A 25,450-nucleotide genomic window follows, 5' to 3' on the forward strand; every position below is an offset into this window, starting at 1 on the left:
TGTCGTGAGCGGGGAGCTTCCTTGGTCGGTGGCAACGGGAGAGTGCCCCACTTCGGGTGCTGCGCTGTGAGCGGGGAACTTCCTCGGTCGGTGGGAACGGGAAAGTGCCCCACTCCGAGGGACCGGTGCGTCAGGCAGGACGGCGCGCGGCGTTGCGGTGTTCTGTGGGGCGCCGGAGCCGCAGCACGGCGTTCGTGACCGCGGCGATGACCAGGCCCGATCCCAGCAGGTGCAGGCCCACGAGGATCTCCGGCAGGCCCGTGAAGTACTGCCAATAGCCGATCCCGCCCTGCACCAGCACGGCCAACGCGACCCAGCGCAGGGCCCGGTACGCCTCGGCGAGGTCGGGATCCGCCCGGCGCTGCCGGCGCAGCGCGGAGGCGTAGAGGATCGCCACGCCGACGAACAGCCAGACCGAACCGGAATGGGCGCGGGTGACGAGCAGCGGGTCGAGCGCGAAGCGATAGCCGACGTCGGCGTCGCCCGAATGCGGCCCGGCACCGGTGACCACGACGCCGAGGGTGACGATGATCGCCGTCAACAGGCTCATGGCCCCGGCGAGGACGGGCACGGGCGAGGCGGCGACGGAGCGCATCGGCCCGTCGCCGCGGCGCCAGCGCACGAGCGCCCACGTGCTCACCCACACGAGCATCGCCGAGAAGAAGAAGTGGAAGCCGACGATCGCCGGGTTCAGATTCGCGATCACGGTGATCGCGCCCATGCCGGCCTGCACGAGCACGAGGAGCACGGGCACGAACGCGAGCCACACCATGCCGCGGGAGCGGGTGCGCCGGTGGGTCCACACCGCCAGGAACGCCGCGATCGCCACGAGCACGACGACGACCGAGACGACCCGATTACCGAACTCGACATAGGGGTGGAACGTGGCCTCGCCGTGGAACACCGGCGTCATGCGCCCGGGCTCACACTGGGGCCAGGTGGAGCAGCCGAGGCCGGAGCCGGTGAGACGGACCGCGCCGCCCGTGACGATGATCGCCAGCTGCATCACCAGGTTCGCGATGAGCAGGCCCGTGATCAGGCGGACGCCCGGAACCCAGCCGCGCGGTGCGGGATCCAGTGGACCGGCAGAGCCGGCAGGGCCGGTGGGGCCGGTGAGACGGCCGGCGGGGGCTGGGGGCAAGGACTCGGACACAGTCAGTGATTATCCCATGTGGGGTCGCGGGGCAGCGCCCGCGGGCAGGTCAGAGCGTGACCAGACCAGAGCGCACGGCGTGGATGAGTACCTGGACCCGGTCGCGGACCGACCACTTGTTCATGATCCGGCTCATGTTCGCCTTGATCGTGGCCTCGGACAGGGACAGCTCCTGGGCGATCTCCGAATTCGACATGCCCTGCGAGAGCAGGGTGACGATCTCCTGCTCCCGGTCGGTCAGCCGCTCCGCCGAGGACTCGCCGTGCTGCTCGCCGCTGTCGAGGATGACGCTGATGAGGTCCCGGGTGATCTGGGGGGAGAGCACCGACCGGCCCTCGTGCACGTCGACGATCGCCTTGATGATCTCGTCGGGTGCGGTGTCCTTGACGAGGAAGCCCGACGCGCCGGCCCGCAGCGCCGCGACCACGTGACTGTCGGAGGAGAACGTGGTGATCGCGAGCACCCGTGAGTCGGGGCAGCGCTCACTCAGCTGCGCGGTGGCCTCGATGCCGTTGAGCTGGGGCATCTGAATGTCCATGAGTACGACGTCCGGCTGCAACCGAACGCATTCCTCGATCGCATCGGCGCCGTTCGTCGCCTCCCCGACCACCGCGGTCGCCTCCGCGCGATCGACGAAGATTCTCAGCGCGTGACGGACCAGGGCTTCGTTGTCGACGATGAGTACGCGAATCTTCTCCACCCGAGCAGCGTAGTGGACCGGCGGGCCGCCCGGTTCGCGACGATCGTCTATGTCGATCGGGTGGAGTCCGCGCCGTCGCGCTGCTAGCTTTGGGGCGATGAGTGGAATATCGCTGCTCACAGTCGTCTAATGAAGGGCTGATCGAAATGTTTGGTGTCGTGCCGATGGGTTTCTGGACGTGGATCTGCCAGACCGCGGGCATCTGCAAGTGAAGTGAAGTATTGGCTGTGGCGTCACGCCGGCTCGTCCCGATTGTCGGCGTGCGCTAGGTCGTGCTGACACGACTCTCGCGGGGTGAGGCCTCGATCGCTTCCCGCGGCTTCGGCCGGGGTGTGTGGGGCTTTACGCCGCTCAACAAGTTCGGGCGAATCGGACTCGTCTGTATTGCCGCGGTGGCGCTGGTATCCAACGCGCTCATCATGCTCACCACCGATGGTGAGACATCGCGAGCGCTCACCGAGATCGGCCTCATCGTTGCCGTCGGCTGCTTCGCCTGGCATCCACCGGTCGCCGCATGCGCGTTGGCGCTGGGCGGCAGCTTCGTGCTGGGCGCTGACATCGTCGGGCCCTACGTGCTGGCGATGGCCGCGGTATCCGGGCTCGTCGTCGTCACGTGCACTCAGCTGTTGGCGACCCTCTACCTGGTGTTCTTGGGGACGTGGGCGCTCGTGGCAGAGTTTGCAACGGACTCCCTGAACGAGGGTGGCTCTGTCGCGGTCCTCGCCGTGGGGCTGGCCTCTGCGGGGGTCGGCTGGGCGCTGCGGAGCAGCAAGCACCGCGAGGAGGCCCTCGCCGCCGACGTCGACCGGCTGACCATCGAGGCGGCCCGAGCGATCCGGGAGGAGCGGGACCGGATCGCGGACGAACTGCACAACATCATCGCCCACGACATCACGATCGTGGTCATGCACGCCCGCACGCTCGAGCTCCTCGACGACTCGGCGGAGCGGAAGCACTCGACCGAGGTGATCATCACCGCCGCCTCGCAGGCGCTGACCGATATCCGCCGGATGCTGCACATCGCCCACGGAACCACGAGCTCCTCTCCCGACGCGGACGCGGGCGACGAGGCGATCGTCGACACGCTCCGGTCGATTCGGCAGGAACTGACCGACCTCGGGGCGCGGGTCGAGTTCTCCGTGCCCGAGCAGCTGACCGTCTCGAACGCGATCAACGCCACCCTGCGGCACGTGGCCCGCGAATGCGCCACGAACATCATGAAGCACGCCCCGGGGTCGCCGGCGGTGCGGGTGTCCCTGGTCGAGGCGACCGGCACGGTGTCGCTGACGATCGCCAACGCCCCGGATCACGGCCGGGGACGACGCTCCGGCGCCGCGACCGGGTACGGGCTCGATCGGATGGCGCACCGGGTCACGCTCCTGGGCGGCACGTTCAAGACCGGGATGAAGGGCACGTACTGGGTCGTCAGCGCGACCGTGCCGGTCTCCTGACGGCGGCCGGGCGGCAGCGGGCCACCGGGGAGCGGCTCACGACCAGCGGAACAGCCGCACGCATGCCCAGGTGAGCAGCGCCGTCCAGGCGGACAGCACGAGGATCGGCCACACCGACCAGTCCCCGTGACCCAGCGCGAGGCGCAGCCCGTCGCCGAGCGCGCCCGAGGGCAGGGCCGAGGTCCAGGCGCCGCCGGGCAGGAGGATGCCGCCGCCCGCCAGCAGCAGCACCCACAGCAGATTCGCCCCGGCGAGCACCGCCTCCGCGCGGAGCGTGCCGGCGAGCAGCAGCGCGAGGGCCGTGAACGCGGCGGTGCCGAGCACCATCGACACGAGCGCCGCCGGGATGCCGGCGAGCGCGGGCCGCCAACCGAGCGCGAGCGAGATCCCGCCGAGCACGACCAACTGGACCACCTGGACCGCGACGACCGCGACGATCTTCCCGCCGAGCAGCCCACCGCGCCCGAGCGGGGTGGTGGCGAACATCCGCAGGGCACCGGCGCGCCGGTCGAAGCCCGTGGCGATCGCCTGGCCGGTGAACGCACTCGACATGACCGCCAGTGCCAGCACGCCGGGCGCGACGACGTCGATGCGGGCGAGTCCGCCGTCCGTGGGCACGTCGACGACCGTCGCCTCGGCGAGGAACACGAGCAGCAGCGCGGGCAGGACGAGCGAGAGCAGGAGCTGCTCACCGTTGCGCAGCGTGGTGCGCGCCTCGTAGCCCGCGTGGCTGAGCACGCGCCGCAGCGGATTCGCGGCCCGGCCCGCCGGGGGGAGGGGATGGTCGAGTCCCGGTGCCGCGGGGGAGGTGGTCATCGCAGGGTCCGTCCGGTCAGGTCGAGGAAGACGTCCTCGAGCGTGCGTTCGGAGACGGCCAGGCCGCGATCGGCCGCCCACTCGAGCAGGGAGCGCTGATCCGCCGGGGTGATGTGGCCGTTCACGCGCAGGCTGCGCACGGCCTGCCCGATCCGGGGCCCCTCGAGGGCCGTGAGTTCGCCGATCGTGCCCGTGGCGACCACGTGGCCGCCGTCGATCACGACGACCTGGTCGGCGAGGTGCTCGACCTCGTCCATGAGGTGGGAGGTGAGCACGATCGTGGTGCCCTCGTCGCGCAGGCCGGCGACGATCTCCCAGACGGCGCGCCGGGCGGCCGGGTCGAGGCCGGCGCTCGGCTCGTCGAGGAAGAGCAGTTCGGGTCGGCCCACGAGCGCGATCGCCAGGGCCAGGCGCTGGCGCTGGCCTCCCGAGAGGCGGCGCACCGGGGTGCGGGCGAACGCGTCGATCCCGAGGCCCGCGGCCAGATCGTGCACCGGCCGGGGGTGGGCGTAGAGGGCGGCGACGTGGCGCAGCAGCTCCATCGGGCGGGCCTGGCCGGGCAGGCCGCCGTCCTGGATCATCACCCCCACCCGGGGGCGCAGCAGATGGGCGTCGCGGGCGGGATCGAGGCCGAGCACGCGAACCCGCCCGGAGTCCGCCCGCTGTAGCCCCTCGCAGATCTCCATGAGCGTGGTCTTGCCCGCGCCGTTGGGGCCGAGGACCGCCGTGATCCGGCCGGGTGCCGCCTCGAAGGATACGCCGGCCAGTGCGGTCACCGAGGAGAACCTGCGGACGACGTCGCGCACCTGCACGCTCGGGTCCGGGGGAGAGGTGGTCACCGCCTCAGCTTAGGTGCGCGCGCGGGCGGCCGACGCCGCCGCCCGTGTGCCCCAGGGCACACCGGCTTAGGGTGACCTTGCTTGCGTAAACCCATTAGGGAAACAAGAATGTTGACTAATTCGCCCCGGTCACCGGCTCCGGGACGAGCAGCGTGAGTGGAGGTGCGTATGACTGCGGAACCGACCGCCCCGGCCGGGGGCGACGTGGAGCTGGTCGACACCGACGCGGGCACGCGCGATCGGGTGCTGCGACTCATCGTCGAGCGGGGGCCGATCACCGCCGCCGATCTCGCCGAGCTCCTCGATCTGACCTCGGCCGCGATCCGGCGTCACCTGAGCGGTCTCGAGGCGGCCCGCGAGGTGCGGGTGCAGGACGAGGTCGCCGGCGCCAAGCGCGGCCGCGGGCGACCGGCGAAGCGCTACGTCGCGGCCCCGGACGCCAAGGTCGGCGGCCTCGGCACCGAGTACGCCGAATCGGCGCTCGCCGCCCTCGAACAACTGAACGACGCCCTCGGCCCGGAGGCGATCACGACGTTCGCCCGCGGCCGGGCCGATCGCATGGGCGAGCGCTACGCCGCCGCGATCGAGGCCGCCGGCGACGACCTGACCGCCAAGGCCCGGGCGCTCGCCGACGCACTCTCCGAGGACGGCTACGCGGCCACGGTGCGGCCCATCGGCGACGGCATCGCCGTGCAGGTGTGCCAGGGCCACTGCCCCGTGCTGCGCATCGCCACCGCCCACCCCGAACTCTGCGAAGAAGAGACCCGCATGTTCTCCGAGTTGTTGGGCGTGCACGTCCAGCGCCTGGCCACCCTGGCCGGCGGGGAGCACGTCTGCACGACCCATATACCGGTGATGTTCCCGACGCACAAGGACACGAAGGACGACGCATGAGCACCAACACTCAGCCCATGACCCAGGATGAGATCCTGGCGTCGATCGGGCAGTACAGCTACGGCTGGCACGACGACGACACCCACGGCGCGAACGCCGAGAAGGGGCTGTCCGAAGCGGTCGTGCGCAACATCTCCGCCAAGAAGGACGAGCCCGAGTGGATGCTCAAGCGGCGGCTGCGGGCCCTGCGGCTCTTCGATCGCAAGCCCGTGCCCACGTGGGGAAGCGACCTGAGCGAGCTCGACTTCGACAGCTTCAAGTACTTCGTGCGCAGCACGGAGAAGCAGGCCACCTCCTGGGAGGATCTGCCCGAGGACATCAAGAACACCTACGACAAGCTCGGCATCCCGGACGCGGAGAAGCAGCGTCTCGTCGCCGGGGTGGCCGCCCAGTACGAGTCCGAGGTGGTCTATCACCAGATCAACGAGGAGCTCGAACGTCAGGGCGTCATCTTCCTCGACACCGACACCGCGCTCAAGGAGCACCCGGAGCTCTTCGAGGAGTACTTCGGCACGGTCATCCCCGCCGGTGACAACAAGTTCGCCGCGCTCAACACCGCCACCTGGTCCGGTGGATCGTTCGTGTACGTGCCGCCGGGCGTCCACGTCGAGATCCCGCTGCAGGCCTACTTCCGGATCAACACCGAGAACATGGGCCAGTTCGAGCGCACGCTCATCATCGCCGACGAAGGCTCCTACGTTCACTACGTCGAGGGCTGCACCGCCCCGATCTACAACACGGACTCGCTCCACTCGGCGGTCGTGGAGATCGTCGTCAAGAAGAACGCCCGGGTGCGCTACACGACCATCCAGAACTGGTCGAACAACGTGCTCAACCTCGTGACCCAGCGCTCGACCGTGGCCGAGGGGGCGACCATGGAGTGGATCGATGCGAACATCGGCTCCAAGGTCACGATGAAGTACCCCGCCTGCTACCTCACCGGGGCGCACGCCAAGGGCGAGACCCTCTCGATCGCGTTCGCCGGCGCCGGCCAGCACCAGGACACGGGCGCGAAGATGGTCCACATGGCCCCGCACACCTCCTCGACCATCGTGTCGAAGTCGGTGGCGCGCGGCGGCGGACGCGCCTCCTACCGCGGCCTCGTGCAGGTCCTCGACGGGGCGGACTCGTCCAAGTCGACCGTGCTGTGCGACGCCCTGCTCGTCGATCAGGTCTCCCGCTCGGACACGTACCCGTACGTGGACGTGCGTGTGGACGACGTCGAGATGGGTCACGAGGCGACCGTCTCCAAGGTGAGCGCCGACCAGCTGTTCTACCTCATGTCGCGCGGACTCGACGAGGCCGAGGCCTACGCGATGATCGTGCGCGGCTTCGTGGAGCCGATCGCCCGCGAACTCCCGATGGAGTACGCCCTCGAACTCAACCGCCTTATCGAACTGCAGATGGAAGGGGCCGTCGGCTGATGTCGACCGTTACTCAACAGAACCTCAGTACCGACCACTCCCGCCAGCAGGAGGACGGCGCGCACAGCCACGTCGGCGGCGAGACCGTCTCCTCCACCTCCCGCGCGGATCGGCTCAGCTCGTTCGAACTCGCGGACTTCGCGCTGCCCACAGGCCGCGAGGAGGAGTGGCGCTTCTCCCCCGTGCGGGCCCTGCAGGGCATGTTCGCCGCCGAATTCGGCGGCACCGCACCCGAGGTCGAGGTCACCGCGGCCGACGGCATCCAGGTCGAGCGCGTCGGCGCCGACGACCCGCGCCTGGGCCGGGCCGGCGTGCCGTCCGACCGGATCGCCGCCGCCGCCTGGGAGGGCCGCGGCGAGGCCTGGGTCGTCACCGTGCCCAAGTCGCACGTGGCCACCTCCGAGACGACGGTCGCGGTCCGCGGCCGGGGCAAGGGCGCGAGCGTCGAACACGTGACGATCATCGCCGAGGAGCTCTCCGAGGCGACCGTCGTGATCGACCACACCGGCACCGCCGAACTCGCCCAGACGGTCGAGATCGTGCTCGGTGACGGCGCCCAGCTCAACGTCATCTCCGTGCAGGACTGGGACGCCGGCGCGGTCCACGCCTCCGCGCAGCGCGCGGTCGTGGGGCGCGACGCCCGCCTCCACCACATGGTCATCACCCTCGGCGGCGACGTCGTGCGGCTCACCCCGGAGGCCTCGTTCTCGGGCCCCGGCGGCGAGGTGCAGCTCGACGGCATCTACTTCTCCGACGCCGGACAGCACCAGGAGCACCGCCTCTTCGTGGACCACGGCGTTCCCAACTGCCTCTCCCGGGTCGCCTACAAGGGCGCCCTGCAGGGCAAGGACGCGCGTTCGGTCTGGATCGGCGACGTGCTCATCCGCAAGGAGGCCGAGGGGACCGACACCTACGAGCTCAACCGCAACCTCGTGCTCACCGAGGGCGCGCGGGCGGACTCGGTGCCGAACCTCGAGATCGAGACCGGCGAGATCGAGGGGGCCGGTCACGCCTCGGCGACGGGGCGCTTCGACGAGGAGCAGCTGTTCTACCTGCGGGCCCGGGGCATCCCCGAGGACGCCGCACGCCGCCTCGTGGTCCGCGGCTTCTTCGCGGAAATGATCGCCAAGATCGGGGTCGCCTCCGTGGAGGAGCGCATCCTCGCCGCGATCGAGGAGGAGCTCAACACGGCGATGGGCCGGGTGGCCGACCTGTCCAGCGAGCTCGACGACGAGATCGGTCGAGCGATCGAGGAGGGCCTCGAGAAATGACCGCCCAGGTGGTCGCCCTCCGGGAGGACCTGGAACCGGGGGAGACCCTCAAGCTGGAACTCGATTCCGATACCGGCGACCTCGTCGAGGTGGCGCTCGCGCGCGCCGACAGCGGCGAATACTTCGCCATCGGCGACGTGTGCTCCCACGGTCAGGTCTCCCTCTCCGAGGGGGAGATCGACGGCTACACCCTCGAGTGCTGGTTGCACGGTTCCGTGTTCGACCTGCGCAACGGATGGCCGCTCGTGCTGCCCGCCACCCGCCCCGTACCGACCTACCCGGTGAGCTTCGACGGCGACAAGGTCCTCGTCGACATCGACAATCCCGTCATCGCCCCCAAGCCTGCCTGAACCACGAGAAAGTCAGATATGTCTACTCTTGAAATCCGTGACCTGCGCGTCGCAGTCGAGACCCCCGAAGGCACCAAGGAGATCCTCCGCGGTGTCGACCTGACCATCAACAGCGGCGAGACCCACGCCATCATGGGCCCGAACGGCTCGGGCAAGTCGACCCTCGCCTACGCCATCGCCGGGCACCCGAAGTACGAGGTCACCGGCGGGTCGATCACGTTCGACGGCGAGGACGTGCTCGCGATGACCGTCGACGAGCGCGCCCGCGCCGGCGTCTTCCTCGCCATGCAGTACCCGGTCGAGGTGCCCGGGGTGAGCGTGTCGAACTTCCTGCGCACCGCGAAGACCGCGATCGACGGCAAGTCCCCGGCGCTGCGCACGTGGGTCGGCGATGTCCGGGAGGCGATGGCGAACCTGCGCATGGACCCGGTCTTCGCCGAGCGCAACGTGAACGAGGGCTTCTCCGGCGGCGAGAAGAAGCGCCACGAGATCCTCCAGATGGAGCTGCTCCAGCCGAAGATCGCGGTGCTCGACGAGACCGACTCCGGCCTCGACGTCGACGCGCTGCGCGTCGTCTCCGAGGGTGTCAACCGCATCAAGGGCAAGACCGACATCGGGATCATGCTCATCACGCACTACACGCGCATCCTCAACTACATCAAGCCCGACTTCGTGCACGTGTTCGTCGAGGGCCGCATCGCCGAGCAGGGCGGGGCCGAGCTCGCCGAACGTCTCGAGAACGAGGGCTACGACCGGTACCTGGCGAAGGCCTGACCGTGCTGCCCACCGCGCACCGACCCGACCGGCTCACGGTCGCCGAACTGGCGGCCGTCCGGGCGGACTTCCCCGTGCTGGAACGGGCGGTGCGCGGCGGCCGGCCGCTCGTCTACCTCGACTCCGGGGCCACCTCCCAGAAGCCGCGCTGCGTGCTCGAGGCGGAGGAGGACTTCTACCTCCAGCGAAACGCCGCGGTGCACCGCGGCGCCCACCAGCTCGCGGAGGAGGCGACCGAGGCGTACGAGGACGCCCGGGCCCGGCTCGCGGGCTTCGTCGGCGCCGCGCCCGGCGAGGTCGTCTGGACCAAGAACGCCACCGAGGCGATCAACCTCGTGGCGAACGCCTTCATCACCACCTCGGCCCTACCGGGTGGTGACGCGGATCCGCTCTTCCGGCTGCGCGCGGGCGACGAGATCTGCGTGACCCGGGCGGAGCACCACGCCAACCTCGTGCCCTGGCAGCACGTCGCGGCCCGCACCGGCGCGACCCTGCGCTGGCTCGACGTGCGCGCGGACGGGCGCATCGACCTCGACACCCTGTCGGCGGTCAACGAGCGCACCCGGGTCGTGGCCTTCACCCACGTGTCCAACGTGACCGGGGCGATCACCCCGGTCGCCCCGATCGTCGCGGCCGCCCGGGCCGTCGGCGCCCTCACGGTGCTCGACGCCTGCCAGTCCGTGCCCCATCTGCCGGTGGACGTGCGCGCGCTCGGCGTGGACTTCGCCGCCTTCTCGGGCCACAAGATGCTCGGCCCCACGGGCATCGGCGCCCTCGTCGGCCGCGCCGACCTGCTCGAGGCCATGCCGCCCTTCCTGCTCGGCGGATCGATGGTCGAGGTGGTCACGATGGAGACCACGACCTTCGCCGCCCCGCCGGCCCGGTTCGAGGCCGGCACCCAGATGATCGCCCAGGCCGTCGGCCTCGCCGCCGCGGCCGAGTATCTCGACGAACTCGGCATGGCGGCCGTCGCCGCCCACGAGCACGAGCTCGCCACTCACCTGCTGGACGGCATCGCGGAGATCCCCGGCGTGCGGGTGCTCGGCCCGGTCGATCCGGTCGAGCGCATCGGCACGGTCGCGTTCACCGTCGAGGGGGTCCACCCCCACGACGTCGGTCAGCTCCTGGACGACGCGGGCGTCGCCGTGCGCGTCGGTCACCACTGCGCCCAACCACTGCACCGCGCCCTCGGCGCCCCGGTCTCGACCCGCGCCTCGACCTCGATCTACAACACGGCGGCCGAGATCGACGTGTTCCTCGAGCAGCTCGCGCGGGTGCGACCGTTCTTCTCCGGGCGCGTGAACTCCGTGGGATCGGCGGGTGCGCGATGACCACGATGGACCAGCTCTACCAGCAGGTCATCCTCGACCACTCACGCGAACGGCACGGCGAGGGTCTCGAGCCCGCGAGTTCGGGGGAGTCCTTCCAGGTCAACCCCACGTGCGGCGACGAGGTGCGGCTGCAGGTGCACCTGACGGCGGCGGGCGACCGGATCGACCGCGTCACCTGGGAGGGGCAGGGGTGCGCGATCTCGCAGGCGTCGACCTCCGTGCTGGTCGACCTCGTGGACGGGGCGGAGCTCGCCACGGCCGACCGCCTCGGCGAACTCTTCCGCGACATGATGCACACCCGCTCCGGGCCGCCGGCGGCTACCGTGGAACACCTGGGCGACGGCGCCGCCTTCGCCGGCGTGGCCAAGTACCCTGCTCGGGTCAAATGCGCGATGCTCGGATGGGTCGCCCTGCGCGATGCCACGGCCCGCGCGCTGGCAGCGGCCGACCCCTCATCGACACCCGAAAACAGCACCGACACAGGAGAACCTCATGAGTGAAGTAGTGGACGCGGTCCCCACCGCGGCTGATGTCGAGGAGGCCCTCCACGACGTGATCGACCCGGAACTGGGGATCAACGTGGTCGATCTGGGCCTCATCTACGGCGTGACGATGGAGAACAACGTCGCCGTCATCGACATGACCCTCACCTCCGCCGCCTGCCCGCTCACCGACGTGATCGAGGACCAGACCGCCCAGTCCCTCGAGGGCATCGTCGCCGGGCACCGCATCAACTGGGTCTGGATGCCGCCGTGGGGCCCGGAGAAGATCACCGACGACGGGCGTCAGCAGCTGCGTGCGCTCGGCTTCAACGTCTGATCCGGTGAGCGATCCCACGAAAGCGCCGACCGCCATCGTGGTCCTCGGCGTGAGCGGCTCCGGCAAGACGACCATCGCGAGCGCGCTCGCCGACTCCCTCGACCTCGACTTCCGGGACGCGGACGACCTGCACTCACCGGCGAACCGCGCGAAGATGGCCGCCGGGCAGCCGCTGACCGATTCCGATCGCCGGCCCTGGCTCGATGCCGTGGGCGAGGCCCTGGCCCGAAGCGAACGCGGAGTCGTCATCGCCTGCTCGGCCCTGCGGCGCGTCTACCGCGACCGGTTGCGCGAGGCCTGCCCGCGCGTGCGGTTCGTGCACCTGGACGGCGATCAGGGCCTGCTGCTGGAGCGCCTGAACGCCCGCGCGGACCACTTCATGCCGCCCGAGCTGCTGCAGTCCCAATTCGACACGCTCGAGCCGCTCGAGCCGGACGAGTCGGGCTTCGTGGTCGACGTCACGCCGCGGCCCGAGGAGATCCTCGCGACGATCCGCGCTCGCCTCGGCGCCGTCCGGGTGGGGAACGCCTGAGCACGGCACGAGGCCGCGGCGGCGGGCCGGTAGGATCGCAACAGTGATCATCGCCAGCAACGTCCAGATGCGCATCGGCGCCCGCGAACTCCTTCGGGAGGCAACCTTTCGGATCAATGCCGGTGACCGGATCGGTCTGGTCGGGCGCAACGGCGCCGGCAAGACCACGCTGACCAAGATCCTCGCCGGCCAGGGGCAGGCGACCGGGGGCGAGGTCCACGTGACCGGCGACGTCGGGTACCTGCCCCAGGATCCCCGCACCGGCGACCTCGAGGTGCTCGCCCGCGACCGGGTGCTCTCGGCCCGGGACCTGGACCAGGTGATCCGGCGGATCCGGCGCGCCGAGGAGGAGATGGCGACCACGACCGGCGCGGCCCGCGACAAGGCGATGAACCGCTACGTCCGCCTCGACGCCGAGTTCACGGCTCAGGGCGGCTGGGCGGCCGAATCCGAGGCCGCCCGCATCACCTCGAACCTGGGACTGCCGACCCGGGTGCTCGAGCAGCCCCTCGGAACACTCTCGGGCGGGCAACGTCGCCGGGTCGAACTGGCCCGGATCCTCTTCTCCGACGCGGGCACGCTGCTCCTCGACGAGCCCACGAACCACCTCGACGCCGATTCGATCGACTGGCTGCGCGGCTTCCTCACGAGCTACTCCGGCGGCTTCATCGTCATCTCCCACGACACCGGCCTGCTGCGCGCGACCGTGAACAAGGTCTTCCACCTCGACGCGAACCGCGCCGAGCTCGACGTCTACAGCCTCGGCTGGGACGCCTACCTCGCCCAGCGCGAGACCGACGAGCGCCGGCGGAAGCGGGAGCGGGCGAACGCGGAGAAGAAGGCGGCGACCCTGCTCGCCCAGGCCGACAAGATGCGGGCCAAGGCCACGAAGGCGGTGGCCGCTCAGAACATGGCCCGCCGGGCCGAACGGATGCTCGCCGGCACCGAATCGACCCGCACGGCCGACCGGGTGGCCAAGCTCCGCTTCCCCGACCCGGCCCCGTGCGGGCGCACGCCGCTCCAGGCCGCCGGGCTGTCGAAGACCTACGGCTCACAGGAGATCTTCACCGACGTCGACCTGGCGATCGACCGCGGTTCCAAGGTCGTCGTGCTCGGGCTCAACGGCGCCGGCAAGACCACGCTGCTGCGACTCCTCGGCGGGGTCGAGGAGCCCGACACCGGCGAACTCCTGCCCGGCCACGGGCTCAAGATCGGCTACTACGCCCAGGAGCACGACACCCTCGACATGTCGAGGACCGTGGTGGAGAACCTGCGCACGGCGGCCCCCGACCTGACCGACACGCAGGTGCGCAGCGTGCTCGGGTCGTTCCTGTTCTCCGGTGACGACGCCGACAAGCCGGCCCGGGTGCTCTCCGGCGGCGAGAAGACCCGGCTGGCGCTCGCCACCCTCGTCGTCTCGGCCGCGAACGTGCTGCTGCTGGACGAGCCCACGAACAACCTCGACCCCGCCAGCCGGGAGGAGATCCTCGCGGCGCTGCGCTCGTTCACCGGGGCGGTCGTACTCGTGACCCACGACGAGGGAGCCGTGCGCGCCCTCGAGCCCGAGCGGGTGCTCCTGCTCCCCGACGGCGACGAGGACCTCTGGAACGAGGGGTACCTCGAACTCGTCTCGCTCGCTTGACCCGATCGAAGGGACAGCCCGCATGAGCGAGGCGATCACCCCGCTGCAGGGCAACGCCCGGGGTGAGGGCTGGCACCTGGGGAGCCGGCGCATGCTCCTGCTGCGGATCCTCGCCCCGACGGTCGGCGCTCTGCTCGCCGGATCCGCCGTCGTGGGATTCCTCGACGGCGACACCGGGGTCGGCGCACTGGGGGCCGTGGCCGCGTTCGGGGCCGTCTTCGCGGCGATCCCGTTCGTCATCACGCCCGCACCCGCCGGTCCGCCCCGGCGGGTGCGCCGGGACGACGCGGAGGGGCTGCTCCTGCCCGCCCCCGCCCTCGGGCCCGGTGCCGTCCTCGTCTTCGGCGTCCTGGGCACGCTCTTCCTCGTGGCGGCGGTCGCCGCGATCGTCATGGCCGCCGGTGGCGGGCTGATCGTGCGCTCGAGCATCGGGCGGCCGATGGCCACCCCCGTCGGTGCCGTCGTCTGTGGCGTGTTCGCCGTCCTCTTCCTCGCGGCCACCGTCGCCATCGTCCGCTCCCGGCGGCGGGACCGCGGCCTCGTGCTCACGGCCGAGCGGATCCACCTCCCCGGGGGAGTGGCGATCCCGTGGGCGGCCGTCACCGAGATCTCCCCGCGCTGGGCACGGGCGGGGGCCGGGCCCGCGGGCGGCGGGCCGGTGACGAACTGGATCGTCTTCCACGTCCCGGTCGGCACGGTGCCCGCCGACTCCCGGCTCGTGCGACAGGCGGCGAGGATCACGGGCCTCGAGCTGCCGATCGTCGACGTCGCGCTCGTGCCCACGCCGCCCGCCGCCGTCCTGGGGACCCTGCGCCACTACGTCGATCACCCCCGTGACCGGGCGGAGCTGGCGACATCCGGCACCGCCGGCACTGCCGGCACCGACGCCGCCATCGCGCGGTACGAGCGCGAGGTCCGGCGCTGCCGCGCCTAGACCCGCGCCGCGGGGCTGTCGAGCTGCGGGTCCCAGGGCCGGAGCTATCCGGCCGGAGCGGGAGCGGTTCGAGCCGCGGGCGGCGCGGGCGGGCGAGGGCCCCGATCGCCCCCGGCCTCGATCCTCACCGGCGGGCCGGGTCCTCGCCGAGCTGGGCGTCGATGAGGGCGTCCTCCTCGTCGATGTCGCGGGAGCGACGCCGCGTCGGTGGTGCCTCCCCGGCCTCCATCGCCGACTCCCGCCGCGCGAGGATGACCAGCCCCACGAGCGCGCCGAGCGAGAACGTCCACCACTGGAACGCGTACGACAGGTGTGAGCCGAGGTCCTCCTCCGGCTCCGGGAAGGACTCGAGCCCCGCCTGCGCGGGACCGGGCATCGCCATGAGGTAGCCCGCGGTCTCGAGGCGGCCGGCCGTGCCCGCGTCGCCGTCCGCCTGTTCCAGTCCGGCCGCCGCGAGCACCTGGTGCGGGTTGATCACGAACACCTGCTCGTCGCGGATCCCGCGGTCCGAGGCCTCCTCGGCCGGTCGTAGCCGCCCCGTGACGGTGACCTGCCCGCTCGGTGGGGCGGGGTCGGCACCGTCGGAGGACCAGTCGATGGGGTGCCAGCCGCGGTCGACGACGACGTACGCGCCGCTGCCCGCGACCTCGAGCACGCCGAGCAGGTGGTCGCCGGCCGAGCCGAGCACGCCGCGTTGCGGAAGCACGACGGTCTCACCGACGAACTCACCGGACATCTCGACGGGGCTCCATTCCCGGTCCGGATCGAACGGCTCGTCCAGCTCGTCGGTGAGCCCGACCGGCGCCGAGTCGTAGTTGGCCGCCACGAGCTCGAGCGCACGCGCCTTGCCCTCGTACCGGTGGAACTGCCACCGTCCGAGGAGCAGGCACGTGAGGCTCACGACCAGGGCGAGCGCGATGATCCCGAGCCATCTGCTCGAGCGCAGGAAGGCGTAGGAGCGCCCGGTCGAGGTCGCGTTCGAACGGGGATCGGGGAGCCGGGCGTCACTCATTCACGCGGAAGCTCCGAGGCGGGGATCACTTCCACGAGGAAGCTTCGGGCGCTGAGGAAGGAGGCGAGGGTGTCGCGGTGGTCCTCGCACGCGAGCCAGGTCTTGCGGCGCTCGGGGGTGTGCAGCTTCGGGTTGTTCCACAGCACCGCCCAGGTCGCCGCGGTGCGGCACCCCTTGCGGCTACAGATCAGGGCTTCCATCGTCGTCCTCCGGTCGGCTCTCGGGTCCCGGCCGGTTGTCCGCGGGGCCGCTCTCGATCGTGTGGTTGTCCAGGTATGTGCTCGGTACGACCCGCCGCTCTGCTCCGGAGTTCGCATAGACGACGGCGATCCAGGGGAGGAGGATCGACCCGATCAGGAAGACGATCGACCACCAGTTGTGCACGAGGATCGCGAGGAAGAAGAACACCATCCGGATGCCCATCGTCCACAGGTAGCGCACGACGCGATCGTGTTGCTGCTCGGCCTGGCTGCGCCCGGCCGAGGTGATCGCATGTACGTGCCGCACTCTTGTAGGTTACGCCAGTAGCCTGGGACCTCAGGACGGCAGAACCAGAAGAAATGGGCGGATCGAGAAGACATGACAGCACCCCGTAGCGTGGTCATCACCGGTGCGAACCGTGGCATCGGCCGCGCCATCGCCGAACGCTTCGTGGCCGCCGGCGACTCGGTGGCGACGATCTACCGCAGCGGCGACCTGCCGGACGGCGTGTTCGGGGCCGTGGCGGACATGCGCGACACCGCCGCGATCGACGCCGCGTTCACCGCGATCGAGGAGCATCAGGGCGCACCGACCGTGCTCGTCGCCAACGCGGGCATGAACCGGGACACACTCCTCATGCGGATGAGCGACGAGGACTTCACCGACGTGCTCGACGTCAACCTCACCGGCACGTTCCGCTGCGTGCGCCGCGCCAGCAAGGGGATGATCCGTGCGCGGGCCGGGCGGATCGTGCTCATCTCCTCGGTCGTGGGTCTGTACGGCTCCCCGGGGCAGGTGAACTACGCGGCCTCGAAGGCGGCGCTGGTGGGAATGGCCCGATCGATCACCCGCGAGCTCGGCGGCCGTGGCATCACCGCGAACGTCGTCGCGCCCGGTTTCATCGAGACCGCGATGACCGGCGAGCTTCCGGAGGCCACCCAGAAGACCTACCTGGCCGCCATCCCGGCCGGCCGCTTCGCACAGCCCACCGAGGTCGCCGCCGCCGTCGAGTTCCTCGCCTCGACCGAGGCCGGCTACATCTCCGGCGCCGTGATCCCGGTCGACGGGGGCCTGGGCATGGGGCACTGACCACCACTCGAACACAGCTCGAACACCACTCGAATCAAGGAGAGGCAGACATGGGTCTACTCGAGGGCAAGACGCTCCTCATCACCGGGGTGCTCATGGATTCGTCCATCGGCTTCCACGCCGCCCGCCTGGCCCAGACGGAGGGGGCCCGGGTCGTGCTCACGGGATTCGGCCGCTCGCTGCGGCTGACCCAGGCGATCTCCCGGCGCCTGCCCGAGGCCGCGCCCGTGGTGGAACTCGACGTGACCAGCGCCGAGGATCTCGCCGCCCTTCCCGACCGGGTGCGGGAGCACGCCGACTCGCTCGACGGCGTCGTGCACTCGATCGGGTTCGCGCCCCAGAGCGTCATGGGCGGCAACTTCCTCGCCGGCGAATGGGCCGACGTGGCCACGGCGCTGGAGATCTCCGCCTACTCGCTCAAGTCGCTCGCCGTGGCGGCCAAGCCCCTCATGCCGGCCGGCTCGGCGCTCGTGGGGCTCACGTTCGACGCCCGCTACGCCTGGCCGGTCTACGACTGGATGGGCGTGGCCAAGGCGGCCTTCGAGGCCACGAACCGGTACCTCGCCCGCGACCTGGGGCCGGACGGCATCCGCTGCAACCTCGTCTCCGCCGGACCGATCCGCACGACCGCGGCCAAGTCCATCCCCGGATTCGCCCAGATGGAGGGCGTCTGGCCCGAGCGCGCGCCGCTGGGCTGGGACGTCGAGGATCCCGAGCCCGCCGCGCGGGCCGTGGCGGCGCTGCTCTCGGACTGGTTCCCGGCCACGACCGGGGAGATCGTGCACGTCGACGGCGGCGTCCACGCGATGGGGCAATAGGAGGCCGGTCATGGCCACGCTGCTGCTCCTGCGCCACGCGAAGGCCGAGCCGCGCTCGGGCCCCGACGAACGTCGCCCCCTCAGTGCCACCGGCCGCGACCAGGCGGGCCGCGTGGCCGAGCACCTGCGCAATCGCCGGCCCGACGTCGTGCTCTGCTCGGCCGCCGTGCGCACCCAGCAGACCTGGCAGCGCCTCGCCTACGGGCTCGCCGATCACGGGATCGAGGTGGCCGGCATCGAGGTCGTGGTGCTCGAATCCCTCTACCGGGCGAGCCCGCGCGCGGTGCTCGCGGCGGTGAGCGAGTACGGCGGTGACGCCGGCGTCGTCCTCGTCGTGGGTCACGAGCCGATCATGTCGATGACCGCCGCGGCGCTCGCCGGGCCGGGCTCGCACGAGGCCGGCACGCACGTGGTCGCCGCCGGATTATCGACGGCGTCGCTCGCCGTCATCGAGGTCGACTCGCCCTGGCGCGAGGTCGACTCGGGTCACGCCCGCCTGGTCGAGGTGCTGCACACGCCCGCCTGATCGCCCCGGCGCCGGGAGCACGCGTCAGGCTCTGTCGGGGGAGAGCGTCGCGCGCGCCAGTTGCAGGAGCCGAATCATCTCGTCCGGCGGCGTGTGCGGGAGGTCGATACTCAGGCTCGCGTGATCCACGAGCAGGATGCCGGACGTCGCATCGAGGCCCGCGGCGAGCTCGGCGAGACGGGCCGCGTCCGACGGCAGGCCCGCCGCCGGCCAGAGCGCGGCCCGGCCGTGGCCCCAGGGGAACACCGCCGATCTGGCCGCCACGATGCGCGGGGGACCCACGGTCGCCCCACCGGAGGCCAGGCGTCCCAGCGCGAGGACTCCGGCACCGGGCAGACGGGGCCGGGTCGGGCTCGAGACGACCCAGGTGACGGTCCGGAACTCGACCGGTGATCCCAGCTTCGACGTCGTCCGCCGCCAGACCGAGATCATCGCCGGTCGGCCGTCCACCTCGCCGCCGACCGTCAGCAGCGGCTCGAGCCGCCGCACGGTCACGCGTTGGGCCACCGCCGGCGCGGGCGGTCCCGGGACGCGCTGCCAGCCGTGCGCACGGGCCCAGGACGCGAGGGTGGCCACCTCCTGCTCCGCATCGGCCTCGGCCCGCCTCCGGCTGCGGCCGAGGAGCAGCCGCAGTCCGATCAGCGCCACCGCGACGACGACGATGAGCACGCCGACGCCCCAGCCGATGGCGCCGGGGGTCACGCGTACTCGGTGTCGATCTGCGTGGGCAGTTGCGTGCGCGCCGCCGCCTTCGTCAGCTCGCGAAGCTGCGGCAGCCCGGCGTACTCCTCGTCGCTGATCGCGTCGATCGCCTCCCGGTACTTCCGCAGCGCGTCGTTCTGGGCGGCGAGGAATGCTCGGGCGAGGGCCGCGGGACGGTCGAGCGCCGACTCGTTGAACTCGACGTCGTCGATGAGCCCGCCGGCGTCGAGCACGATCCTCACCTCCTGCCGAGGTGAACGCCCCTCGACGCGCAGTGCCTGCATGCGGCTCGTCGCCCGCTGCGCCGCCCGCTGGGTGGCGAGGGCCTGCGCCCGAGCCGCCTCGGTGTCGATGGCTTCGGCCTCGCCGAACGCCGATTCCGCATCGTTCATCAGTTGCCCTCCAATGCCCCGGCGCCCTGCTCGACACCGCTGCGCAGGGCCTCGACGGCGGCCTTGATCTGTGCGATCGCCTCGATGACCCGCTCGGCCACGGTCTGACCGGTTCTCGCGGCCGCCGCCAGGTCGTCGATCTTTCTGGTGACCTGCAGCGTCGTGGTGCCGATCGCCGTGATCGCCTGACCGATGACGACCGGCAGGGCCACGCCGAGGGTGGCGCCGACCTCGATCATGTAGGCGATGAGGCGCCCGACGAGGTCCGCGATGAGTTCCTTGACGATGGTGCGCACGACCGTCACGATGGCGCTCGCCACGGCGAAGCCGCCGGCGAGGCCCGACGCCCCGGCGCCCAACCCCTGGATGAGGGCGACGAGCAGCTGCACTCGCTCCGCGTAGGCATCCGCCGCGGCGCCGCTCCAGTCGGCGAGCACGGTCTGCAGGGCCGTCAGCAGCTCGTCCGCCTCCTGGAACAGCCGCTCGGAGATATTCGACCATGTCTGCGCGATCCCCTCGACGAGGGCGGGATTGCCCGCGACCGAATCGAGCAGCTGCGGCAGCGGCGGCATGTAGTCCATGAGCATCGCCGCCGCCGAGGACAACAGCGTGCCGAACGGGTCGACCATCCACTCCGCCACGCCGACACCGGCGAGGGCCAGGTAGGCCAGGCCTTCCGCCCAGTCGCCCGCGCCGAACTCCTGGCCGGCCGAAAAGGCGTCGCCCACCATCGGGACGTTCCCGAGGGCCAGGTCCAGGTCGGTCCAGTTCGAGAAGTGGGTGAAGTCATCGGACTCGATTGCGACCAGATCGTTCACTGGACACCTCCACCGGGAGCCGCGGAGCGGGAATCGACCTGCATGAGGAGCTTCTGCATCGTCGCGGTCATGTCGTTATCGCTTCGCTGAGTGTCGTCCCGGCAGGCGCCCACGTCCGTGCTCAGCCCGTCGACCGCGTACCGGACCGCCGTGATGCCGGCCAGCATCCCGCCCTGGGCGGCGGCCGCGACCGGGAGGAAGAACGGCGAGCAGAGCAATCCGAACGCCAGGTTCGACGTGATCACACAGGTCTGGGTGGCACCGCGGATCTCGTCGAAGGACGACGTTCTCGCGTCGAGGGTTCCGCAGTGCCCGGTCAGTGCCGCGTAGTCGACCTCCACCCCGATCATCGTCCGGCTCCCGACAGGAGCGCGTCGTAGGCGCGGGCGACCGTGTCGTCGTGCAGCGCGGTGAGCGCGTCCCCGCCGGCCGTGGTGGACGTACCGGTGGGCCGCAGCGCCTCGCGCGCCGACCGGATCGCCCCGAGCGTCAGGTCGCGCAACTCGGCCCCCGTCACCTCGGTCAGGTCGTCGTCGAACCGGATGTCCGTGACGAAGCCGCGGCCGTCGACCGTGACCTCGACCTCCTCGTCCGGGCTCGCCCCGTGCGACTGCGTCGGAAGCGACTCCTGCTGCAGTGCCACGGCGGCATTGAAGCGCTCTTGTACGAACGCGCGAATCTCATCGAAAGTCGAGGGTGACGGCATGATCGAAAAGCTATCGGGGTCGGTCCGGCCGGTGCAATGGGGTGAACTACCCGTCTCCCGGCAGCGGGGCGAGCGTGCCCGCCAGGTGGGTGAGCACGTCGTCCAGACGCGGGCCGGGGAGCACGAGGTCGGCCGCCGCCACGAGCACGGGCTTGGCGGCGAAGGCGACCCCGAGCCCGGCGGCGCGCACCATGTCGAGGTCGTTGGCGCCGTCCCCGATCGCGATCGTGTGGGCCAGGTCGATGCCCTCGGCCGCGGCGAATGCGCGCAGATGCCGCTCCTTGGCGGCCTGGTCGATGATCGGGCCGGTCACCTCCCCGGTGAGCATGCCGCCGGAGACCACGAGCGTGTTGGCGCGCACGTAGGCGATCGGCAGGTCCGCGACGAACTCGTCGATGATGTTGTGGAAACCGCCGGAGACGAGCGCGACCGGCCAGCCGGCGCCGGCGCACCGGCGCACGACCTCGAGGGCCCCCGGGGTGAACTCGAGCTCGGAGCGCACGGCCGCGATCGCGCCCTCCTCCAGGCCCGCCAGCGCCGCCACGCGGGCGCGGAGCGAGGCCGTGAAGTCGAGTTCGCCGGCCATGGCGCGCTCGGTGACGGCCGCGACCTCGGCCTCCCGGCCGGCGCGGCGGGCGAGCAGGTCGATCTGTTCGGAGGTGATGAACGTGGAGTCCACGTCCATGACGAGGAGATGGCGAGCAGTCATGCCTGTGATCGTAGAGGGCGGGCGCGCGCCGGCGACTCAGCGCTTCGCGATCCGGGCACCCTTCGGCACGACGGTCACGCCCTCGGCGGTCGTGGTGAACCCGCGCTCGGCGTCCAGTTCCGCGTCGATGCCCACGCTCGCGCCCTCCTCGACCGTGACGTTCTTGTCGAGGATCGCGTTCTGGACCTGGGCGTGCCGGGCCACCTTGACGCCGTCGAGGAGCACGGAGCCCCCCACGGTCGCCCACGAGTTGATGCGCACGCCGGGGGACAGGACCGACCCGGCGACCTCCCCGCCGGAGACGACGACCCCGGGGGAGATGATCGAGTCGGTCGCCCGCCCCACCCGGTCGCCGGTCGCGTGCACGAACTTCGCCGGCGGGAGGCCGACGTAGCCGGTGTACAGCGGCCAGTCGTCGTTGTAGAGGTTGAACACGGGCTCGACCGCGATGAGGTCCATGTTCGCCTCGTAGTAGGAGTCGAGGGTTCCCACGTCGCGCCAGTAGTCCTGGTCGCGGGGCTTGGACCCGGGCACCTCGTTGCGGATGAAGTCGTACAGGCCGGCCTCGCCGCGCTCGACGAAATAGGGCACGATGTCACCGCCCATGTCGTGGCGGGAGTCCGGGTTCGCGGCGTCCTTCGTGACGGAGTCGAAGAGGGCGTCGGCGTTGAACACGTAGTTGCCCATCGAGGCGAGCACCTCGCCGGGGGAGTCGGCCAGGCCCGTGGGCTCGGTCGGCTTCTCCAGGAACGCCGCGATCCGGGCGGGATCGTCGGCGTCGGCGTCGACCACGCCGAACTGGTCGGCGAGCGCGATCGGCTGGCGGATCCCGGCGACCGTCAGCTCCGCACCCGAGTCGATGTGATCGGCGACCATCTGCGAGAAGTCCATGCGGTACACGTGGTCGGCGCCGACGACCACCACGATGTCCGGGCGCTCGTCGTCGAGCAGGTTGAGGGACTGGTAGATCGCGTCCGCGCTGCCGAGGAACCAGTTCTTGCCCACCCGCTGCTGGGCCGGCACGGGGGCGACGTAGTTGCCCAGCAGGGAGGACATCCGCCAGGTCTTCGCGATGTGCCGGTCGAGCGAATGCGACTTGTACTGCGTGAGCACGACGACGCGCAGGTAGCCGGAATTGACGACATTCGACAGGGCGAAGTCGATGAGGCGGTAGATGCCGCCGAACGGTACGGCGGGCTTGGCTCGTTCCGTGGTGAGGGGCATGAGGCGTTTGCCCTCGCCGCCGGCGAGCACGATTGCGAGAACTCGGGGTGCGACCATGCCTCGACCCTAAGGCTTTTCCCGCCCGGATGCGGGCGATTCCCGCGCCGACGGCCGATTCCCGATCACGTGCCCAGCATTCGGACGCGGCGGGCGGTGGGACGGGACGAATCGAGCCCCTCGCCTCGGCAGTCATGGCACCATGAGGGGCATGCGCGTCGAACTGCTCACCCGGGAGTATCCGCCCCATATCTATGGCGGCGCCGGCGTCCACGTGTCCGAACTAGCGCGGGAGTTGCGCGCCCTGATCGACGTGGGGGTGCGGTGCTTCGACGGCCCCCGCGACGTCGCCGACATCGACGGGGCCCGCGACGTGTACGGCTACGACGTGCCGGCCGGGCTCACCGGTGCCAATCCGGCGCTGGCGACCCTCGGCGTGGACGTGCAGATGGCCGCCGACGTCGACGCCGACCTCGTGCACTCCCACACGTGGTACGCGAACCTCGCGGGCCACCTCGGCGGCCTCATCAACGACATCCCGCACCTGCTCAGCGCCCACAGCCTCGAACCGCTGCGGCCGTGGAAGGCCGAGCAGCTCGCCGGGGGTTACGCCGTCTCCTCGTGGGCCGAGCGCACCGCCTACGAGGGCGCGGCCCGCGTCATCGCCGTGAGCGACGGCATGCGCGAGGACATCCTGCGCGCCTACCCCCAGATCGACCCGGCGAAGGTGGTCGTCATCCACAACGGGGTCGACCTCGACCTGTGGCGGCGCCCCACAGACGGGGAGATCGACGCCATCGCGGCCCGGCACGGCGTGGACCGATCCCGCCCGACCGTCAGCTTCGTCGGCCGGATCACCCACCAGAAGGGCGTGCCCTACCTGCTGCGGGCGATCGCCCAACTGCCGGCGGAGGCGCAGGTCATCCTGTGCGCCGGCGCCCCCGACACCCCCGAGCTGGCCGCCGAGATCAGGGCCGCCGTGGAGGAGCTGCAGCGCGAGCGCACCGGGGTCGTCTGGATCTCCGAGATGCTGCCGCGGGCCGAACTGCTCGGCCTGCTCGGCGCCTCGACCGTGTTCGCCTGCCCCTCGATCTACGAGCCGCTCGGCATCGTCAACCTCGAGGCGATGGCCGTGGGCGTGCCGGTGGTCGCCTCGGCCACCGGCGGCATCCCCGAGGTCGTGGCCGACGGACAGACCGGCACGCTCGTCTCCCTCGGCGACGTCGACCCGGTCACCGGCGCCCCGCTCGACGCGGAGGCGTTCGTGTCCGACTTCGCCCGCGAATTGACGACGCTGCTCACCGACCGCGACCGGGCGGCGGCCATGGGCCTCGCCAGCCGCGATCGGGTCGAGGAGCACTTCACCTGGACCCGGATCGCCCGGGAGACCGTGGCCGTCTACGAGGACGTGCTCGCCTCCTGGCGGTCCTGACCGCCCGAGGCGCCGATCCCGCCGAACGCGGGATTTTGTCGAGGTCGTCAGTCGCCTGCTGCACGAAATCCCGCGTTCGGCGCGGGCCCGCCGTTGCGTGACGGGCGACCGGCGTCAGGACTCGCGCGGGCCGAACGTGCTCGCGGCGACCATCGCGGTGCGGGCGGCGGTCACGACGTGCCGCAGCGCCGCGCCCCGCTGATCGGCCTGCCACACGTTCACGGCGGCGCCGTCGTCGGCCAGGGCCAGGTCGGCGATCGCCTCGAGCCGGGCGGCCCGGCCGAGCAGCTCCCGGCGGCGCCGATCCAGCTGCCCGGGCAGGACCGCCTCGATCGAGGCCGGCACCTCGTTCGTGGCGAGCGCCGCGATGTCCTCGGCGGCCTCGGGGCGCCAGCGGGCCACGTCGACCGACTCGAGCGCGTCGACGGCGACGACGAGCGCCTCGGCGACCATGCGTCGTCCATCCGCGGGGGTGGCGAGCGGGGGATTGCTCGGCTGCTCGAACACCTCCCAGGTGACGATCGCCCCGGGCTCGAGCGCCGACCCGAACGCGAGCACCTCGGGCACGGCCACGAGCGCGGCCGGGCACACGAGGCACTCCCCGGCGTCCACGGCTGCGATCCCGGCCGGGCCGCCGATCCCCGCCGGGTCGTGCGGCACGGGCAGCGGGGCGAGCACGGGCGAGCGCACGTGCGCGGCCGCGAACCGGGAGAGCAGGGCCGCGAGCGGTTCGGAGCCGGTCGTGCGGTGCGGCTCGTCGTCGCCGCTGATCGCCTCGACGGCGGGGGCGAGCCAGTCTCCGCGGGGGTCGCTGTGGGCGATCCACGTGGCGGCCACGACACTGCGGGGCAGGGACAGATGCACGGATCAACGGTACCGGAGCATGGCGCGGCG

At 71.3% G+C, this 25,450-nt stretch carries 31 protein-coding genes; 16 read left to right on the top strand and 15 right to left on the bottom strand.

Annotated features, from left to right (window positions below; all coding sequences use genetic code 11):
- Positions 1-130 precede the first annotated feature (130 nt).
- On the bottom strand, positions 131-1,153 hold the full coding sequence (locus tag GCG21_RS07380; RefSeq protein WP_370517380.1) for a heme A synthase: 1,023 nt from the start codon (positions 1,151-1,153) through the stop codon (positions 131-133).
- A gap of 49 nt (positions 1,154-1,202) precedes the next feature.
- Complete coding sequence (locus GCG21_RS07385) at positions 1,203-1,853, bottom strand: response regulator transcription factor (RefSeq protein WP_153877735.1); 651 nt, start codon at positions 1,851-1,853, stop codon at positions 1,203-1,205.
- 392 nt (positions 1,854-2,245) lie between these two features.
- Between GCG21_RS07385 and GCG21_RS07390 the strand changes: the two genes are divergently transcribed.
- Complete coding sequence (locus GCG21_RS07390) at positions 2,246-3,304, top strand: histidine kinase (RefSeq protein WP_152818709.1); 1,059 nt, start codon at positions 2,246-2,248, stop codon at positions 3,302-3,304.
- A 36-nt stretch (positions 3,305-3,340) separates the two neighbouring features.
- On the opposite strand, the gene GCG21_RS07395 is transcribed toward GCG21_RS07390, so the two are convergent.
- Complete coding sequence (locus tag GCG21_RS07395; protein WP_152818711.1) at positions 3,341-4,120, bottom strand: ABC transporter permease; 780 nt, start codon at positions 4,118-4,120, stop codon at positions 3,341-3,343.
- A complete protein-coding gene (locus GCG21_RS07400) occupies positions 4,117-4,959 on the bottom strand; it encodes an ABC transporter ATP-binding protein (RefSeq protein ID WP_370517381.1) in 843 nt (280 codons plus the stop codon). The genes GCG21_RS07395 and GCG21_RS07400 overlap by 4 nt, the downstream gene beginning before the upstream one ends.
- A 168-nt stretch (positions 4,960-5,127) precedes the next feature.
- On the opposite strand from GCG21_RS07400, the gene GCG21_RS07405 reads away from it, so the two are divergent.
- From GCG21_RS07405 to GCG21_RS07455, 11 genes are read left to right on the top strand one after another with little or no spacing between them, the layout of a single operon-like run.
- Complete coding sequence (locus GCG21_RS07405) at positions 5,128-5,853, top strand: metalloregulator ArsR/SmtB family transcription factor (RefSeq protein WP_152818713.1); 726 nt, start codon at positions 5,128-5,130, stop codon at positions 5,851-5,853.
- Positions 5,850-7,277, top strand: coding sequence for a Fe-S cluster assembly protein SufB (gene sufB / locus GCG21_RS07410; protein WP_152818715.1), 1,428 nt, complete (start codon positions 5,850-5,852; stop codon positions 7,275-7,277). Before GCG21_RS07405 ends, sufB begins: the two co-directional genes overlap by 4 nt.
- Positions 7,277-8,548: a Fe-S cluster assembly protein SufD gene (sufD, locus tag GCG21_RS07415; RefSeq protein ID WP_152818716.1), complete on the top strand. Its 1,272-nt coding sequence runs from the start codon at positions 7,277-7,279 to the stop codon at positions 8,546-8,548. Before sufB ends, sufD begins: the two co-directional genes overlap by 1 nt.
- On the top strand, positions 8,545-8,898 hold the full coding sequence (locus GCG21_RS07420) for a non-heme iron oxygenase ferredoxin subunit (protein ID WP_152818718.1): 354 nt from the start codon (positions 8,545-8,547) through the stop codon (positions 8,896-8,898). Before sufD ends, GCG21_RS07420 begins: the two co-directional genes overlap by 4 nt.
- Before the next feature lie 18 nt (positions 8,899-8,916).
- Positions 8,917-9,672, top strand: a complete 756-nt coding sequence (gene sufC, locus GCG21_RS07425; protein ID WP_152818720.1) for a Fe-S cluster assembly ATPase SufC — start codon at positions 8,917-8,919, stop codon at positions 9,670-9,672.
- A 2-nt stretch (positions 9,673-9,674) separates the two neighbouring features.
- Positions 9,675-11,003 carry a SufS family cysteine desulfurase gene (locus GCG21_RS07430; RefSeq protein ID WP_370517382.1) on the top strand — a complete coding sequence of 443 codons (1,329 nt, stop codon included), beginning with the start codon at positions 9,675-9,677 and terminating at the stop codon, positions 11,001-11,003.
- Positions 11,000-11,503 (top strand): Fe-S cluster assembly sulfur transfer protein SufU, encoded by a 504-nt coding sequence (sufU, locus tag GCG21_RS07435; protein ID WP_152818722.1) that lies wholly within the window; start codon positions 11,000-11,002, stop codon positions 11,501-11,503. The genes GCG21_RS07430 and sufU overlap by 4 nt, the downstream gene beginning before the upstream one ends.
- Positions 11,496-11,822 carry a metal-sulfur cluster assembly factor gene (locus tag GCG21_RS07440; protein WP_194164987.1) on the top strand — a complete coding sequence of 109 codons (327 nt, stop codon included), beginning with the start codon at positions 11,496-11,498 and terminating at the stop codon, positions 11,820-11,822. The genes sufU and GCG21_RS07440 overlap by 8 nt, the downstream gene beginning before the upstream one ends.
- A gap of 4 nt (positions 11,823-11,826) precedes the next feature.
- Positions 11,827-12,354 carry a gluconokinase gene (locus GCG21_RS07445; protein WP_370517383.1) on the top strand — a complete coding sequence of 176 codons (528 nt, stop codon included), beginning with the start codon at positions 11,827-11,829 and terminating at the stop codon, positions 12,352-12,354.
- A 43-nt stretch (positions 12,355-12,397) separates the two neighbouring features.
- Positions 12,398-13,996, top strand: coding sequence for an ABC-F family ATP-binding cassette domain-containing protein (locus GCG21_RS07450; RefSeq protein WP_370517384.1), 1,599 nt, complete (start codon positions 12,398-12,400; stop codon positions 13,994-13,996).
- Between the two features lie 22 nt (positions 13,997-14,018).
- Entirely contained in the window at positions 14,019-14,930 is a 912-nt protein-coding gene (locus GCG21_RS07455) for a hypothetical protein (protein ID WP_152818726.1), read from the top strand.
- Positions 14,931-15,054: 124 nt separating this feature from the next.
- Here the strand turns inward: GCG21_RS07455 and GCG21_RS07460 are convergent, their stop codons facing one another.
- From GCG21_RS07460 to GCG21_RS07470, 3 genes are read right to left on the bottom strand one after another with little or no spacing between them, the layout of a single operon-like run.
- Positions 15,055-15,942, bottom strand: coding sequence for an SURF1 family protein (locus GCG21_RS07460; RefSeq protein ID WP_152818728.1), 888 nt, complete (start codon positions 15,940-15,942; stop codon positions 15,055-15,057).
- Positions 15,939-16,142 carry a hypothetical protein gene (locus tag GCG21_RS07465; protein ID WP_152818730.1) on the bottom strand — a complete coding sequence of 68 codons (204 nt, stop codon included), beginning with the start codon at positions 16,140-16,142 and terminating at the stop codon, positions 15,939-15,941. The genes GCG21_RS07460 and GCG21_RS07465 overlap by 4 nt, the downstream gene beginning before the upstream one ends.
- Complete coding sequence (locus GCG21_RS07470; RefSeq protein WP_152818732.1) at positions 16,123-16,449, bottom strand: DUF3099 domain-containing protein; 327 nt, start codon at positions 16,447-16,449, stop codon at positions 16,123-16,125. Before GCG21_RS07470 ends, GCG21_RS07465 begins: the two co-directional genes overlap by 20 nt.
- A gap of 72 nt (positions 16,450-16,521) precedes the next feature.
- Here GCG21_RS07470 and fabG point away from each other — a divergent pair, with 72 nt between their 5' ends.
- The 3 genes from fabG to GCG21_RS07485 are packed head-to-tail and all read left to right on the top strand — an operon-like array spanning position 16,522 to position 18,576.
- Positions 16,522-17,232, top strand: a complete 711-nt coding sequence (fabG, locus tag GCG21_RS07475) for a 3-oxoacyl-ACP reductase FabG (protein WP_152818734.1) — start codon at positions 16,522-16,524, stop codon at positions 17,230-17,232.
- A gap of 50 nt (positions 17,233-17,282) precedes the next feature.
- A complete protein-coding gene (gene fabI, locus GCG21_RS07480; RefSeq protein WP_152818736.1) occupies positions 17,283-18,050 on the top strand; it encodes an enoyl-ACP reductase FabI in 768 nt (255 codons plus the stop codon).
- 10 nt (positions 18,051-18,060) lie between these two features.
- Entirely contained in the window at positions 18,061-18,576 is a 516-nt protein-coding gene (locus tag GCG21_RS07485; protein WP_152818737.1) for a histidine phosphatase family protein, read from the top strand.
- Between the two features lie 24 nt (positions 18,577-18,600).
- Here the strand turns inward: GCG21_RS07485 and GCG21_RS07490 are convergent, their stop codons facing one another.
- The 7 genes from GCG21_RS07490 to glgC form a co-directional block, all read right to left on the bottom strand.
- Positions 18,601-19,278 (bottom strand): hypothetical protein, encoded by a 678-nt coding sequence (locus tag GCG21_RS07490; protein WP_152818739.1) that lies wholly within the window; start codon positions 19,276-19,278, stop codon positions 18,601-18,603.
- The gene (locus tag GCG21_RS16210) at positions 19,275-19,670 is read right to left on the bottom strand and encodes a YbaB/EbfC family nucleoid-associated protein (protein ID WP_194164988.1); all 396 of its coding nucleotides are present in this window, start codon (positions 19,668-19,670) and stop codon (positions 19,275-19,277) included. The genes GCG21_RS07490 and GCG21_RS16210 overlap by 4 nt, the downstream gene beginning before the upstream one ends.
- On the bottom strand, positions 19,670-20,488 hold the full coding sequence (locus GCG21_RS16215; RefSeq protein WP_194164989.1) for a WXG100 family type VII secretion target: 819 nt from the start codon (positions 20,486-20,488) through the stop codon (positions 19,670-19,672). Before GCG21_RS16215 ends, GCG21_RS16210 begins: the two co-directional genes overlap by 1 nt.
- The gene (locus GCG21_RS07500; RefSeq protein WP_152818741.1) at positions 20,485-20,838 is read right to left on the bottom strand and encodes a hypothetical protein; all 354 of its coding nucleotides are present in this window, start codon (positions 20,836-20,838) and stop codon (positions 20,485-20,487) included. The genes GCG21_RS16215 and GCG21_RS07500 overlap by 4 nt, the downstream gene beginning before the upstream one ends.
- A complete protein-coding gene (locus GCG21_RS07505; RefSeq protein WP_194164990.1) occupies positions 20,835-21,131 on the bottom strand; it encodes a YbaB/EbfC family nucleoid-associated protein in 297 nt (98 codons plus the stop codon). Before GCG21_RS07505 ends, GCG21_RS07500 begins: the two co-directional genes overlap by 4 nt.
- A gap of 109 nt (positions 21,132-21,240) precedes the next feature.
- Positions 21,241-21,903 carry a phosphoserine phosphatase SerB gene (gene serB / locus GCG21_RS07510; protein WP_152818745.1) on the bottom strand — a complete coding sequence of 221 codons (663 nt, stop codon included), beginning with the start codon at positions 21,901-21,903 and terminating at the stop codon, positions 21,241-21,243.
- A gap of 36 nt (positions 21,904-21,939) precedes the next feature.
- On the bottom strand, positions 21,940-23,184 hold the full coding sequence (glgC, locus tag GCG21_RS07515; RefSeq protein ID WP_152818747.1) for a glucose-1-phosphate adenylyltransferase: 1,245 nt from the start codon (positions 23,182-23,184) through the stop codon (positions 21,940-21,942).
- A gap of 151 nt (positions 23,185-23,335) precedes the next feature.
- On the opposite strand from glgC, the gene glgA reads away from it, so the two are divergent.
- Positions 23,336-24,556, top strand: a complete 1,221-nt coding sequence (gene glgA / locus GCG21_RS07520) for a glycogen synthase (RefSeq protein ID WP_152818749.1) — start codon at positions 23,336-23,338, stop codon at positions 24,554-24,556.
- Between the two features lie 114 nt (positions 24,557-24,670).
- Here glgA and GCG21_RS07525 read toward each other — a convergent pair whose 3' ends face one another.
- Complete coding sequence (locus GCG21_RS07525; protein WP_152818751.1) at positions 24,671-25,420, bottom strand: hypothetical protein; 750 nt, start codon at positions 25,418-25,420, stop codon at positions 24,671-24,673.
- Positions 25,421-25,450 lie beyond the last annotated feature (30 nt).

It is taken from the genome of Pseudactinotalea sp. HY160, assembly GCF_009372055.1.
GTDB lineage: Bacteria > Actinomycetota > Actinomycetes > Actinomycetales > Beutenbergiaceae > HY158.